The 12,754-nt window shown below is 60.3% G+C and carries 15 protein-coding genes; 8 read left to right on the top strand and 7 right to left on the bottom strand.

The genetic code is table 11. The features are described 5' to 3' along the window. Positions 1–22 precede the first annotated feature (22 nt). A complete protein-coding gene (locus GR197_RS16995; RefSeq protein ID WP_164011505.1) occupies positions 23–1,081 on the top strand; it encodes an aldo/keto reductase in 1,059 nt (352 codons plus the stop codon). 332 nt (positions 1,082–1,413) lie between these two features. On the opposite strand, the gene GR197_RS17000 is transcribed toward GR197_RS16995, so the two are convergent. Further along, positions 1,414–2,634, bottom strand: coding sequence for a PLP-dependent aminotransferase family protein (locus GR197_RS17000; protein WP_164011507.1), 1,221 nt, complete (start codon positions 2,632–2,634; stop codon positions 1,414–1,416). A 317-nt stretch (positions 2,635–2,951) separates the two neighbouring features. Here GR197_RS17000 and GR197_RS17005 point away from each other — a divergent pair, with 317 nt between their 5' ends. The 5 genes from GR197_RS17005 to GR197_RS17025 all read left to right on the top strand — a co-directional run bounded on the left by GR197_RS17005 (position 2,952) and on the right by GR197_RS17025 (position 6,343). Further along, a complete protein-coding gene (locus GR197_RS17005; protein WP_164011854.1) occupies positions 2,952–4,052 on the top strand; it encodes a branched-chain amino acid aminotransferase in 1,101 nt (366 codons plus the stop codon). A 337-nt stretch (positions 4,053–4,389) separates the two neighbouring features. Beyond that, a complete protein-coding gene (locus tag GR197_RS17010) occupies positions 4,390–4,638 on the top strand; it encodes a ribbon-helix-helix domain-containing protein (RefSeq protein WP_164011509.1) in 249 nt (82 codons plus the stop codon). Next, positions 4,625–4,957: a type II toxin-antitoxin system RelE/ParE family toxin gene (locus GR197_RS17015; RefSeq protein ID WP_164011511.1), complete on the top strand. Its 333-nt coding sequence runs from the start codon at positions 4,625–4,627 to the stop codon at positions 4,955–4,957. The genes GR197_RS17010 and GR197_RS17015 overlap by 14 nt, the downstream gene beginning before the upstream one ends. Further along, positions 4,947–5,534, top strand: coding sequence for a class I SAM-dependent methyltransferase (locus GR197_RS17020; RefSeq protein ID WP_164011513.1), 588 nt, complete (start codon positions 4,947–4,949; stop codon positions 5,532–5,534). The genes GR197_RS17015 and GR197_RS17020 overlap by 11 nt, the downstream gene beginning before the upstream one ends. Positions 5,535–5,989: 455 nt before the next feature. Further along, positions 5,990–6,343, top strand: coding sequence for an ADP-ribosylation/crystallin J1 (locus GR197_RS17025; RefSeq protein ID WP_164011515.1), 354 nt, complete (start codon positions 5,990–5,992; stop codon positions 6,341–6,343). 205 nt (positions 6,344–6,548) lie between these two features. Here GR197_RS17025 and GR197_RS17030 read toward each other — a convergent pair whose 3' ends face one another. The 4 genes from GR197_RS17030 to GR197_RS17045 all read right to left on the bottom strand — a co-directional run bounded on the left by GR197_RS17030 (position 6,549) and on the right by GR197_RS17045 (position 8,986). After that, positions 6,549–6,713 (bottom strand): hypothetical protein, encoded by a 165-nt coding sequence (locus GR197_RS17030; RefSeq protein WP_164011516.1) that lies wholly within the window; start codon positions 6,711–6,713, stop codon positions 6,549–6,551. Positions 6,714–6,814: 101 nt separating this feature from the next. After that, positions 6,815–7,165 carry a hypothetical protein gene (locus tag GR197_RS17035; RefSeq protein ID WP_164011518.1) on the bottom strand — a complete coding sequence of 117 codons (351 nt, stop codon included), beginning with the start codon at positions 7,163–7,165 and terminating at the stop codon, positions 6,815–6,817. Between the two features lie 94 nt (positions 7,166–7,259). After that, positions 7,260–8,279, bottom strand: a complete 1,020-nt coding sequence (gene ilvC / locus GR197_RS17040; RefSeq protein ID WP_164011520.1) for a ketol-acid reductoisomerase — start codon at positions 8,277–8,279, stop codon at positions 7,260–7,262. Positions 8,280–8,329: 50 nt separating this feature from the next. After that, entirely contained in the window at positions 8,330–8,986 is a 657-nt protein-coding gene (locus GR197_RS17045) for a TetR/AcrR family transcriptional regulator (protein ID WP_204330254.1), read from the bottom strand. 181 nt (positions 8,987–9,167) lie between these two features. Between GR197_RS17045 and GR197_RS17050 the strand changes: the two genes are divergently transcribed. Both GR197_RS17050 and GR197_RS17055 read left to right on the top strand, forming a co-directional pair. Next, a complete protein-coding gene (locus tag GR197_RS17050; RefSeq protein ID WP_164011524.1) occupies positions 9,168–9,614 on the top strand; it encodes a hypothetical protein in 447 nt (148 codons plus the stop codon). Positions 9,615–9,636: 22 nt separating this feature from the next. Then, positions 9,637–10,002 (top strand): DUF4087 domain-containing protein, encoded by a 366-nt coding sequence (locus GR197_RS17055; protein WP_164011526.1) that lies wholly within the window; start codon positions 9,637–9,639, stop codon positions 10,000–10,002. A 6-nt stretch (positions 10,003–10,008) separates the two neighbouring features. Here the strand turns inward: GR197_RS17055 and GR197_RS17060 are convergent, their stop codons facing one another. Continuing rightward, positions 10,009–11,691 (bottom strand): hypothetical protein, encoded by a 1,683-nt coding sequence (locus GR197_RS17060; protein WP_164011528.1) that lies wholly within the window; start codon positions 11,689–11,691, stop codon positions 10,009–10,011. Next, complete coding sequence (locus GR197_RS17065) at positions 11,691–12,746, bottom strand: glycosyltransferase family 2 protein (RefSeq protein WP_164011530.1); 1,056 nt, start codon at positions 12,744–12,746, stop codon at positions 11,691–11,693. The genes GR197_RS17060 and GR197_RS17065 overlap by 1 nt, the downstream gene beginning before the upstream one ends. Positions 12,747–12,754 lie beyond the last annotated feature (8 nt).

Consider the following 12,754-nt stretch of genomic DNA (forward strand, 5'->3'; position numbering starts at 1 on the left):
TTTCGATGAAGGAGGAGTTTCAATGGAATATCGTTCGCTCGGCCGTTCCGGCCTGAAGATCTCAACATTGACCATGGGCACGATGACCTTCGGCGGCGTCGGATGGGCCAAGACCGTCGGCGACCTCGGCGTCTCCGAGGCGCGCAGGATGATCGATATCTGCATCGATGCCGGCATCAACCTGATCGACACCGCCAATGCCTATTCCAACGGCGAATGCGAAAACATCATCGGCGACGTGCTCTCCGGCAAGCGTCCGCAAGGCGTGCTGCTTGCCACCAAGGCCCGTTTCGGCATGGGTGACGGCCCGAACGACCAGGGACTGTCGCGCTACCACCTGATCCGGGAATGCGAAGCGAGCCTCAAACGCCTGAAGACCGATGTCATCGACCTCTACCAGGTGCATGAATGGGACGGCCAAACGCCGCTCGAGGAGACGATGGAAGCCCTCCACACGCTGATCAAGCAGGGCAAGGTGCGTTACGTCGGCTGCTCAAACTATTCCGGCTGGCACATCATGAAGGCGCTTGGCATCGCCAACGAGCACCGCTACCAGCGCTTCGTCAGCCAGCAGATCCACTATACGCTGGAAGCCCGCGACGCCGAATACGAGCTGCTGCCGATTTCGATCGATCAGGGCCTCGGCGTGCTGGTCTGGAGCCCGCTGGCCGGCGGCCTGCTCTCCGGCAAACACCGCCGCAACCAGGCCGCTCCCGAAGGCACGCGCCAGTTCGCCGGCTGGACCGAACCGCCGATCCGCGACGAAAACCGCCTCTGGAACATCGTCGAGACGCTGGTCGCGATCGGCGAGGAACGTGGCGTCTCGGCCGCCCAGGTGGCGCTCGCATGGCTGATCGGCCGCAAGGCGGTGACCTCGGTCATCATCGGCGGCCGCACCGACGCACAGTTCCGCGACAACATCGCCGCCGCCGAGCTGATGCTGACGGACGAGGAGCGCAAGCGCCTCGACGCCGTCAGCCTGCCGCCGGTGATCTATCCCTATTGGCATCAGCTGAACACGGTGAGCGACCGGCTTGGTGAAGCCGATCTCGAGCTGTTCCGCCCGCATCTCCAGCAGTAGGCGATCATGACGGCGCCGTGGCCGACCGCGTCGGCTACGGCAAGAGCGAGACGGCGAACGAAGGCTGGACGACGATCTTCTGATTGGCGCTGGCTGGCTTGCTCCCTCTTCTCCCCAGCGGAGAGAAGGTGGCCCGAAGGGTCGGACGAGGGGGCCACACGGCACGCCTTGGCTTGCCTTCGCTGACGCTCGGCGCATTCGCGGCGTTCGCCGCTCACCCCCTCATCTTCCTGCCGGCATCGACCGGGGTCGAGCCACGGGTCTCGACCCGTCCTTCGGACCCCCGCTGGGGAGAAGGGACTTGTGGCAGCGTCTCGCCCTACCTAGAACAATCACCCGCCGATCTCGGCCGAGATCAGCGCCCCCAGGCGGCCGATGCCGTCCTCGATCATCTGCTCGTTGGCGCAGGAGAAGCTGACGCGGAAAGTGTTGGCGCCGGAACCGTCGGCGAAGAAGGCCTTGCCGGGCACGAAGGCCACCTTTGCGGTTTCGAGCGATTTCGCCAAGAGCTTGGCCCCGTCCATGCCTTCCGGCAGCGTGATCCAGATGAACATGCCGCCTTCCGGCTTCGTCCAGCTCGTGCCTTCAGGCATATAATTTTCGAGCGCTGCCAGCATGCAGTCGCGACGATTCATGTAGGCGGACTTGATCTTCGCGACCTGGGCCTCAAAGCCCCGCTCGGCGACATCTGATATCGCCATCTGGTTGATCGTTGAGGAATGCAGGTCGGCGGCTTGCTTCATCAGCACCAGCTTACGGATAACAGGCGCATTGGCGACGATGAAGCCGACACGAAGGCCGGGCGCCAGCGTCTTCGAGAAGCTGCCGCAGTAGATCGTGCGCGTATCGTTGATGTGGCCCTTTTCGGCGATCTCGAGCGCCAGGATCGGCGGGATCGGGTCGCCGTCGTAACGCAGCGACTGATAGGCCGCGTCTTCGATGAGGGCGATGTCGAGCTCTTCGGCCAGCGCCAAAACCTTCCGGCGGCCATCGAGATCGACCGTTTCGCCGGTCGGATTGGAGAAGTCGGCGGAGAGATAGGCGAATTTCACCTTGCCGCCGGCTGCCGCTGCCGCCGCACGGTAGGAGTCCGGCGTCCGGTTGCCGTTCGGCGTCAGCTGGTCGTAGGCCGGCTCATAGGCGTTGAAGGCCTGCAGTGCGCCGAGATAGGTCGGCCGGGTCACCAGCGCGGTATCGTTCGGCGACAGGAACAGCTTTCCGAGATAATCGAGACCTTGCTGCGAGCCGGAGACGATAAAGACATTGTCGAGTTCGCAGGGGATGCCGAGATCGGCCATCTGCCGGACCAGCCATTCGCGCAGCGGCTTATAGCCTTCGCTGACCGAATATTGCAGCGCCGAAATGACGCCAGCGCCGTCGAAGATATCGGCATAGGCCCGCTTGAATTCCTGATCGGGAAACAGCGCCGGATCCGGAATGCCGCCGGCAAAGGAAATGATATCGGGCCGGTCGAGAAGCTTCAGGAGTTCGCGGATCTCGGATGCGCGCATGCGCGACGAGCGCGACGCAAACATGGTGTCCCAGTTCAGCATGGGGTTTCCTCGTATTTTCTATTCCCGGCAGAAGACCATGCCGGGAAATTTATGTCAATAATACTGACCTATTTTCTTGTCATGGTGACATGTTGGAATCTTATATTCAAATGCCTTTGGACGGTCGGGATTTCACTTGATGTAACCGCCATCCGACATCGAAGGCGCCCGGTTGCGAATTTGCTGCTCGACGTCAGCCACTTCAAGCGATTATTCCTCTAATCAAAGTCGAAACCGGCTGATTCACACCCTTCCAAGACCAGCTCGGCGACGGTAGTGTCGCCGCCATTATTCAATTTACTATCAAGGTGCCAGAAATGACCGTGACGTCAGCCTCTCCTGAAATCAAAATCGAACTCCACAAGTCTCCCGTCTCGGACGCCGATCGCATTCAGGCACTCGAGACCCCCGGCTTCGGCAAGCTCTTCACAGATCATATGGTCCTGGCACGATGGACTGCCGAGAAGGGCTGGTACGATGCAAAGGTTACGCCGAGGCGACCCCTGGAGCTCGATCCTGCGAGCGCCGTGCTGCACTACGCTCAGGAAATCTTCGAGGGCATGAAAGCCTACAAGGCGGACGATGGCCGGATTCTGCTCTTTCGGCCTGAAGAGAACGCACGCCGCTTCGCGCAGTCGGCGACCCGCATGGCGATGCCTCCCGTGCCCGAAGACCTCTTCCTGAAGGCGGTCGAAGAACTGGTCCGTGTCGACAAGGCCTGGATTCCGTCCGGCGACGCCAGCCTGTATCTTCGCCCCTTCATGTTCGCCAACGAGGCGTTTCTCGGCGTTCGTCCGGCTCAGGAATATGTCTTCTGCATCATCGCCTCTCCGGTCGGCGCCTACTTCAAGGGCGGCGCAAAGGCGGTTTCCCTTTGGGTCGAGACCGAATACACCCGTGCAGCCGCCGGCGGCACGGGTGCAGCAAAATGCGGCGGAAACTACGCAGCCAGCCTCGTGGCGCAAGCCGAGGCGACCAAAAAGGGTTGCGATCAGGTGGTCTTCCTGGACGCCGCAGAGCATCGCTGGGTCGAAGAACTCGGCGGCATGAACGTCTTCTTCGTGATGAACGATGGATCTGTGGTGACCCCGCCCCTTGGCGGCACGATCCTGCCGGGCATCACCCGGGCTTCCGTGATCGTGCTCGCCGAAGAAAGGGGTTTGCGCGTCGAGCAGCGCCCCTACTCGTTCGCGGAATGGCAAGACGACGCTGCCAGTGGCAGGCTCGTCGAAGCGTTCGCTTGCGGCACTGCCGCAGTCCTGGCGGGCATCGGCCTGGTTCGACATGCCGGCGGTGAGTTTCCAGTCGGAGACGGACAGACCGGCAAATTGACCGGTGAACTGCGCCAACAGCTCGTCAGTCTGCAGAAGGGCGTAACGAACGATGAGCACGGCTGGACGCGCCTCATCCCGACCTGAACTTCGGACGTTCCACGCGAACGGCGGCGTCAACACCGACAGAGTGGGCGCCGCTCTCCGTCGCCCGCAAAGCCGTCGGGCTGGAGATATATTCCGTCCTCGCCGGAGCGATCAATGTATCGTACCGACGATCGTGCAGCTCGAGATTACCACCATGATGCGGATCGACGCCGATTTTAAGGATTTCGAACGGGGCGTCTATATCGACAAAAAAAGACTGACCTTGATGTGACCCAAGTGTTCGACGGCGGCGAGCAACGCTTCTATCATAAAGTGGGAAATGGTAATCTGGCATCGGGGACGCCGAAACCGGCATGGACGGACGGCACTGAATTCAATGGCGAAAATGACGATCTCCCTTCCGGATAATCTGGCGGACTACGTCGCACGCCGTGTCGCAAGCGGCAGATATAGCAGTGCCGGCGCATATCTGGCGGAACTCGTCTTGAAGGATCAGAACCACCGCAAGCTCGATGACGAAGAAGTGCGCGATATTCTGAGGCTGGCTGAGGAAAGCGGCATCAGCGACCGGCGCATTGCCGATATTCTGCTGGAAACGAAGGCGAAGCTGCGTGACCACCTATAGGCTGACCCGAACCGCAGACGCCGTGTTGTCGGGCATCGACGAATATGCCAGTCTGCATTTCGGCGAGGCGCAGGCGGATGCCTATCTTCTCGACTGGGACAGGATTTTCGTGCTTCTTTCGCGCGTCCCCGCCATGGGAGATGAATGCGACGAACTCGGCGCCGGCCTTCGCCGCCTCCTCCACATGCGCCATGTCGCCTTCTACCGCGAAATACCGGACGGCATCCTCGTCGTCGACATTATCGGCGCCGACCGGCTTCCCGAAAGGCACCTTCAATCCAACCGACGCTCGCCAACGGCCGACCCGCATGCCTCGTGACACGACCTCCGTTTTTTACGAGGAACACGCCGAGACATACGCCAACCGGGCGCGCAGCCTGCCGAAGCAGCAGCTCGATGCCTTCCTCGCCGGCATTGCACCGGGTGGCGCAATCCTCGAACTCGGCTGCGGTGGCGGCCAGGACAGCGCCTATATGCTCTCGCAAGGTTTCGACGTGACCCCGACAGACGGTTCGGCCGAACTTGCAAGACAGGCGGAAGTGCGGATCGGCCAGCCGGTCAGGATCATGCTGTTTCAGGAACTCGACGCCGAATGCGCCTTCGACGGCGTCTGGGCGCATGCGAGTCTGCTCCATGTTCCGAGGTCTGAACTGCCCGATATCTTCGCCCGCATCCACCGCGCGCTCAAAACCGGCGGCCTTCTTCACGCAAATTTCAAGGCGGGAGAAGCGGAAGGCCATGACGGCTTCGGGCGCTACTACAACTATCCCTCACGCGAATGGCTGTCGGCGCTTCTGACGAAGGACGGTTGGCGCAACCTCGCCATCACCGAACACGACGGCGGCGGCTATGACGGCAAGCCGACCCGCTGGCTGACGATCAGCGCGGAGCGGTAGAGGTCGGAGCTTTCGACCCGGCCTTTGTTTCCGGCAGTCTGGAAATTGCCTGAGGCGCGTTGACAACATCAACTTTTGATCAAAACTGCTTCATAACCGTCAACCGGAAAGCCTATAGTTGTGCAAATAGCAGAGAACCTCCAAGTGGCAGTCGACATGCTCTTTAAGGAGAATGTAACGTGGCCCGAACTGATCAAACAAATAAGGATTATGTCGGAGGGGACATTTTCACCGCTGAAAAGATTGCGCTTTCACATCAAGGCTGGCGGCGGCGGTGCAACTATTGGATCAACCACGATCGTGACTGCAAGAAGCACGCGATAGGGCATATCAAACACCATGGACCGAATTCGCTTATTGCGATAGTCGGCGAAAAACTCGTCGTTACAAGCCCATCGACTGCATAGTTGATTTATCCATTCGAAGCCTTTCTACCAGATTGCCGAGAGACCGAAATGAGCGAAGATATAGAGACCGTTACACTATGGCGACCAGTTGGGCCTGAGGAACTGGCGCTCATTCATGAGCTTGGCATGCGCGGTTTTCCCCCTCGCTTGCCCGACCAACCGATTTTTTATCCCGTGCTTTCAGAAGACTATGCAGTGAGGATAGCCCGGGACTGGAATGTACCGAGGAGCGGATCAGGTTTTGTGACCAGGTTTGAAGTCAAAAAAGATTATCTCGATGGCCATTCAGTTCAGGAAGCGGGCGGTCGGGCGCACCTCGAATATTGGATACCCGCAGAGGAAATGGACCAGTTTAATGCGGCCATAGTCGGAATTATCGACGTAACAAAAACCTTCCCGTGATCTTGCCGCGCTCGATTCACAAGATGACACGTTGAGATGGCACCGTCAGATCCGAGATTATCACTCCAGCGTTTCAACGCGAGAAGGCAAACGCCGCAACTCTCCGATTTCGTCGAGCAGGCGATCGATGATCCAATGCCGCTGCGGCGGCATCGCATCTATCAGCGCGATAAATGCATTTTCAACGATATCGCCCTTGATCCATTCAAGGACGAGATGACGATCTGCCGATGCAACGTCCCCCCAGAAGTCGCTGCCCCCTGTAGAGGCTTTTGAGATCAGCGCCGGCGAGTTGCAAAAGGGCGTTCGGCGTCGGCTGCTTCAGCCACAGATCAAGGCATGCCCGGAACTGAAGATCGAGCTTCGCCATGGCGACTATCCAAACCCAGGCCGATGCATCAAAATCGGGATCCTGCAACCTTTTATAGGTCCAGGCCGAGTAGAAGAAATTCGCGATTGCCGTCCGCTCCGCTATCGGCCATTGCTGCCAGTCGCACAATAGAAGCTTGGAAGCGATGATGGGCGGCTCGAAACCGAATGCGGACGCGCCGAGGACAGCGCAGTGGAGAATACGCGGCAGGAGTGCCTGAAGTCGTCGACCGAGCCGATCGTCGTTATCGCACCTGCCGCATATGGGCCTAGCACCGCCGCATCGATCTCCCGCAAAGGCGCCGATTTTAGTCCAGTGAGGATTTTCTCGGCATCGCGGAGCGGTGAGGCGTCCAGCGAAGATGGGAACGGATATTCGAAGAATGTGGGATAGAGGGTCTTAAGACTATCTTCCAGGTCCTGCCTTGCCGACAGCACAATCGTTTCAAACACGTCAGATCCCATATGGCAGCTTCGATAACGGACCAATAGCAAAAGAGGCCGGAGCTTTCACTCCGGCCTCTTATGTTTATTTTATCGGAACCGCTTAGTTCACGCTCTTGTCGACCAGCTTGTTCTTGCCGATCCAGGGCATCATGCCGCGCAGCTTGGCGCCGACTTCCTCGATCTGGTGGCTGTCGTTCAGGCGGCGGATGCCCTTGAAGCGCGAGCCGCCGGCGCGGTATTCCTGCATCCAATCGGAAGTGAACTTGCCGGTCTGGATGTCCTTCAGCACGCGCTTCATCTCGGCCTTGGTCTCGGCGGTAATGATACGCGGACCGGAGACGTATTCGCCCCACTCGGCCGTGTTCGAGATCGAGTAGTTCATGTTGGCGATACCGCCTTCATAGATCAGGTCGACGATCAGCTTCACTTCGTGCAGGCATTCGAAATAGGCCATCTCAGGCGCGTAACCGGCTTCGGTGAGCGTTTCGAAACCAGCGCGGATGAGCTCGACGAGACCGCCGCAGAGAACGACCTGTTCGCCGAAGAGGTCGGTTTCGCACTCTTCGCGAAAGTTGGTTTCGATGATGCCGGAACGGCCACCGCCGACGCCGCAGGCGTAGGAGAGCGCGAGTTCAAGCGCATTGCCGGAAGCATTCTGATGGACGGCAACGAGGCAGGGAACGCCGCCGCCCTTCTGGTATTCGCCGCGGACCGTGTGGCCCGGGCCCTTCGGCGCGATCATGACGACGTCGACCGAAGCCTTCGGCTCGATCAGGCCGAAATGCACGTTGAGGCCGTGAGCAAAGGCGATGGCAGCGCCGTCGCGGATGTTCGGAGCGATGTCGGCCTTGTAGATGTCGGCCTGCAGCTCGTCGGGGGTCGCCATCATCATCAGGTCGGCCCAGCCGGCAGCTTCGGCAACCGTCATGACCTTGAAGCCATCGGCCTCGGCCTTCTTGACTGTGGGCGAACCGGCCTTGAGGGCGATGACGAGGTTCTGGGCACCGCTGTCCTTGAGGTTCAGCGCATGGGCACGGCCCTGCGAGCCGTAGCCGATGACGGCGACCTTCTTGGCCTTGATGAGGTTGAGATCGGCATCACGATCGTAGTAGACGCGCATTTGAAGTTCCTTCCCTTGTGCTTGTCTTGTTGACTGTCATTAAGGCGAAATCAGCCGAGAACCGGCATCTCCGCCAGAACCTTCTCCGTGCCATGGAGCCTGAGGAAGGCGGTGACCGCCCTCTCCGCCTGGCGTGCGGTATCCTTGAGGCCGGGTTCACCGAGCAGCATGCGCACATGCAGGTCGGAAACAACAAGGCCGTAAAGCGTGTGATAAGCCTCATCGGCATCGGAAAACCGCAGAAGCCCTGCCCTCTTTCCGGCATCGATCAGCGCCATGGCGCGGCGGTCGATCTGGCGGCGGCCGCGCTCGAGCAGCAGCTTGCCGAGCTTCGAGCCGTCGCGGTTCGACTGGCCGATCGCCAGCCGGTTCAGCGCCAGCGAGACGTCGCCAGCCAGCACCTCCAGCAGGTCGCGCGCGAAAATCACGACATGGTCGTGCAGGCTCGCCGCCGTCAGCCGTTCGCCGTTGCGCTCGAAGGTGCGCACCTTGCTCGCCTGATAGGCAATCATCGCCGACAAGAGCCCGTCGCGATCACCGAACCATTTGTAGAGGCTTTCCTTCGAGCAATTGGCGGCACGCGCGACGCCCGAGGTCGTCAGCGCCTTCTCGCCGCCATCGACGAGCAACCGTAGCGCCTGCTCCAGAACGGCGTTCTGGCGCGGCGAAAATTCGCTCGGCTCTGCGGTATCGACGGACAAGGTCATAGCTCCATATACGTACCGTACGGTACGGTTCTTGGCGTTTATGCGCCAAACCGATCAGGTCGTCAAGAAGCCCGGATAGATTTTTTAATACGGGAAACCGCGCTGAAATACCAGAATTGGATAGGCACCGCCGCTCAGCGATCGCATAGTGCCACGCTACGCGATTTTCCCGGAGGCTTCGATGTCACGTCTGTCTGCAGCTGTTTTCTTGCTCGGAGCAATTTTCCTTGGCGGCTCAGACGCTCTCGCCCAGTCTGACAGCGACGTCTATAACCGCATCGAGGAACTGCACGGCGATGCCGCAGGATTTGACCGGCCGCTGCGCCAACTCGTTCAAGCCATGCGCGCCGGCGATGCCGAAACCATTGCCAGCCTTGCCGAATACCCTTTGACGATCAAGGCCAATGGCGAGAGCTATGACGTCGAGAGCGCCGAGGATTTCATCGACAATTTCGACGACCTGGTGGCACAGGAAACGCGCAGCGCCGTCGGGCGCCAGCAATATCAGGATCTCTTCGTCAACAGCGACGGCGTCATGCTCGCAAACGGCGCAGTCTGGATGGGCGCCGTCTGCGAAGACAGCGCCTGCGAGACGAGCCATTGGGCGATCATCGCGATCAACAACTGAAATCTGGCAACAAGGAAAACCCATGAAATACCGGATAGCCGCCGCGGTGATGACCGCAGCCCTTGTGGTCGCAACCAGTGCGCGGGCCGCCGAAACCCGTTGCGGCTGGCTCGAAAATCCGACCCCCGCCAACTGGTGGCTGGAGGATGCCGACAGCACCTGGACGATCATGACCCAGGGTGACGATGCCGGCGAACTGGAAGGAATGGAGCTGATCCATGACATCTCCGAGCACGATTACGTCAGAACCAATGGCAATTACGGCTATGCCTGCGCCTGCTTGAGCGTCGAGACGGACGGCAAGGAACGCATCACGAAAATCCTCTCTTTCCGCCAACTTGCGCTCGCCAAATGCCGTGCTGACAAGGCGCTGAAATTTCCCGGCTGATCAGCTTTAAGACGCAGTAGCGCAACCGGCGGGAATCGAGACAGGCTCTGCCGGCATAGTCTTATCGATCGCGTAAAGCTTTGCGAAACCGGCATCCTCGATCAACGTCAGGTCCGCCGGCATCAAGGTGCCGACATAGCGGTCGGGGATATCGGCATTGGCGACAAGAATAAAATCGAAACGTCTGCGCCAGTCCGAAAGATAAGGCGTAAACTCCTCGTACTCCCGCATCATTGCGGGACATGAAAGCACGCCGATCGACAGCAGATTGCCCTCAGGGACCGCAATCTCCGACCATGGCGGCAGAACGGATAACGGCTGCTTGCCTTTTGCCGTGAAGACCGTCGGCACGAAAGCATGGGAGAAGGGAACGGCGAGCGTCGGCAGGTGCCGGAAAGTATCCAGCCCCCAGGCAAAATACCGATTGGAGTGGGCAAGACCGACCGCCGTCGCGGGTTCATGCCCCAGAGGCAGCACAGCCGCACCAGCCGGCACATTTTTCAGCACACGCTCGACAGCAGTGACATCCTTCTGTGCCAACCACCAGTTCCAACCGACCCAGGCTGTACGGCCGAAGACCGCAAGATTGACGAGGAGCGCCAAGAACAGCGCCTGCCGGCGCGTGAGATTTGCAAACGGGCACACCATCGCCATGGCGACGAGCGCCGTCATGATCGGAAAGCGCCAACTAATCCATCCAGTGCCGAGCATGTGCCGTGGCGAAACACAGGAGAGAAGCAATAGGCCGCATCCGGCGACGGCAAGACCTGCATGCATGCGGATGTCGCCCGCCCGTGCGGCACGCGTGCAGACGAGGATCAGCGGCAAAATCAGCACGACATCCACCAGCGGGACGTAGGTGGCGATGGCCGACAGCAGATTGATGGCGATAAGGGCGACGCCGTCGTTCCAGACAATTCCAAGGCCATCACCACCGGCATTGGGCAAAGCTGCCGTATGGAGATAGAGCGCGAGCGGCGGCAGGATGCAGGTCGCGAGCGCCAGCGTCAATCGGCCGGCAAGCCTGACGACGCCCGCCTTCGATCGCACTATGTCGAAGCGCCAGGAAAATTCGAGACCGCAGACGATCGCCATATAGAAGCCGAGCGAGAAGATGTGCATTGCCGTCAGCAGCAATGCCGCGGCAAGCCGCCAGGCAAACAGCAGGCCGGGATTTCGGCCCTGCAGCCGTAAATCGACGCAGGCGAAGAACAAGGCCATACCAAGGCCGATCTGGAAGTTGATGAAACCGCCGATCATCGTCGAGCACCAGCCAAGCGACGTTATTGCGATCTGCCAATAGTGCCGGCCGCCGAACAGGGCGCGATGCAGGGAGATCGCGCCAAGCGGCGGCAGCACGATCGCCAGGAAAAGCAAGGCCCGCGCCAGCCTGTCGGCGCCGACAACCGGCCCCAGCCAGGTGGCGAGAAGATCGATGCCGACATTGGTAAAGGTGCGGCTCCAATCGACCGCGTAGATTTGAGGAAACGGCTGCTCGCCGATCCCGCCCGAAAGAAGCCAGATACGGGCGTAGTGATTGGCGTAGTCGAGAACCGGCGGAAAGCGAAACAGCACCACCAGGGCCGCGGCAAGCGCGACGAAAGCAATGATCGCAATGGTGGAATCCTGCCTGGCGTCTAGTTCTTCGGGCCTGGATGCCGAATGAACAGGCGCAGCAATCCGGTCCATCATCCGATCCGGCTGTTCTTTTGCGAGCGCGGCTCACCGGATGTAAAGGCTGCATCCAGCGCGGAGCGCTTGTCGCCGGCGCTCATCTCCGAAAAAGCCGTCGGCAGCTCGGCATGTTCGCCGCTGCGCAGGATGGTCTCGATCATGAACATTGGCCGCCTCTTGCTCTCCTGCACGAGACGGCCGAGATATTCGCCGATGATGCCGATGCAGATCAGCTGGATGGCGCTGAAGGCGCTGACCGCAGCCATGATCGACGACCAGCCGGTGACCGTCTCGTCCTGCAGCCAGCGCACGAAGGTATAGGCGAGCAGCGCCATCGCGACCCCGGCGCTGATCATGCCGAGCCATGTGGCGATGCGCAGTGGCGTCGTGGAAAAACTGGTGATCGCATCGAGCGCGAAATTGATCATCTTGCGCAGCGGATATTTCGTCGTGCCGGCAAAACGGGCGTCGCGCTCATAGGGAAGCGCCACCTGCCTGCCGCCGATCCAGCTGACCATGCCGCGAATGAAACGATCGCGCTCCGGCATCGCCAGCAGAATATCGACCACGCGCCGGCGCATCAGCCGGAAATCGCCGGTATCGCGCGGGATGGTCACGGAAGCGAGCCTGGAAAGCGCACGGTAAAAAAGCGACGCGGAGGCGAGCTTGAACCAGCTTTCGCCTTCGCGGCGCGTGCGCTGGCCGTAAACGACATCGGCGCCACGCTCCATGATCGGCATCATCATCAAAAGTAGCTCGGGCGGGTCCTGCAGATCGGCGTCGATCAAAAGAACGCGCTCGCCCCGCGACGCGGAAAGACCGGCCGTCGAGGCCAGCTGGTGGCCGTGATTGCGCAGGAGACGAACGCCGAGCACCTGCGGCAGCTTCGCCGCCAGATCCGAGATGATCTCCCAGGTGCCGTCGGACGAGCCGTCATCGACGAGGATGAGCTCAAAGGCGTCGCCGGCAACGCTCTGCGCGGCAGCGGCGGCGCGGCGGCAGAACTCACGCAGACCTTCTTCCTCGTTGTGACAAGGCGCGACGATGGAAAGAGACGGTGCTTGCGTCATGCGGACGG

This window comes from Rhizobium phaseoli (assembly GCF_010668805.1).
Classification (GTDB): domain Bacteria; phylum Pseudomonadota; class Alphaproteobacteria; order Rhizobiales; family Rhizobiaceae; genus Rhizobium; species Rhizobium phaseoli_A.

Bases quoted from the DNA above. Each gene is read 5' to 3' on its own strand.
- GR197_RS17065 (WP_164011530.1), bottom strand. From the start codon at position 12,746: ATGACGCAAGCACCGTCTCTTTCCATCGTCGCGCCTTGTCACAACGAG.
- GR197_RS17020 (WP_164011513.1), top strand. From the start codon at position 4,947: ATGCCTCGTGACACGACCTCCGTTTTTTACGAGGAACACGCCGAGACA.
- GR197_RS17010 (WP_164011509.1), top strand. From the start codon at position 4,390: ATGGCGAAAATGACGATCTCCCTTCCGGATAATCTGGCGGACTACGTC.
- ilvC (WP_164011520.1), bottom strand. From the start codon at position 8,279: ATGCGCGTCTACTACGATCGTGATGCCGATCTCAACCTCATCAAGGCC.
- GR197_RS17025 (WP_164011515.1), top strand. From the start codon at position 5,990: ATGAGCGAAGATATAGAGACCGTTACACTATGGCGACCAGTTGGGCCT.
- GR197_RS17000 (WP_164011507.1), bottom strand. From the start codon at position 2,634: ATGCTGAACTGGGACACCATGTTTGCGTCGCGCTCGTCGCGCATGCGC.
- GR197_RS17060 (WP_164011528.1), bottom strand. From the start codon at position 11,691: ATGGACCGGATTGCTGCGCCTGTTCATTCGGCATCCAGGCCCGAAGAA.
- GR197_RS17005 (WP_164011854.1), top strand. From the start codon at position 2,952: ATGACCGTGACGTCAGCCTCTCCTGAAATCAAAATCGAACTCCACAAG.
- GR197_RS17050 (WP_164011524.1), top strand. From the start codon at position 9,168: ATGTCACGTCTGTCTGCAGCTGTTTTCTTGCTCGGAGCAATTTTCCTT.
- GR197_RS17045 (WP_204330254.1), bottom strand. From the start codon at position 8,986: ATGACCTTGTCCGTCGATACCGCAGAGCCGAGCGAATTTTCGCCGCGC.
- GR197_RS17055 (WP_164011526.1), top strand. From the start codon at position 9,637: ATGAAATACCGGATAGCCGCCGCGGTGATGACCGCAGCCCTTGTGGTC.
- GR197_RS16995 (WP_164011505.1), top strand. From the start codon at position 23: ATGGAATATCGTTCGCTCGGCCGTTCCGGCCTGAAGATCTCAACATTG.
- GR197_RS17030 (WP_164011516.1), bottom strand. From the start codon at position 6,713: ATGGCGAAGCTCGATCTTCAGTTCCGGGCATGCCTTGATCTGTGGCTG.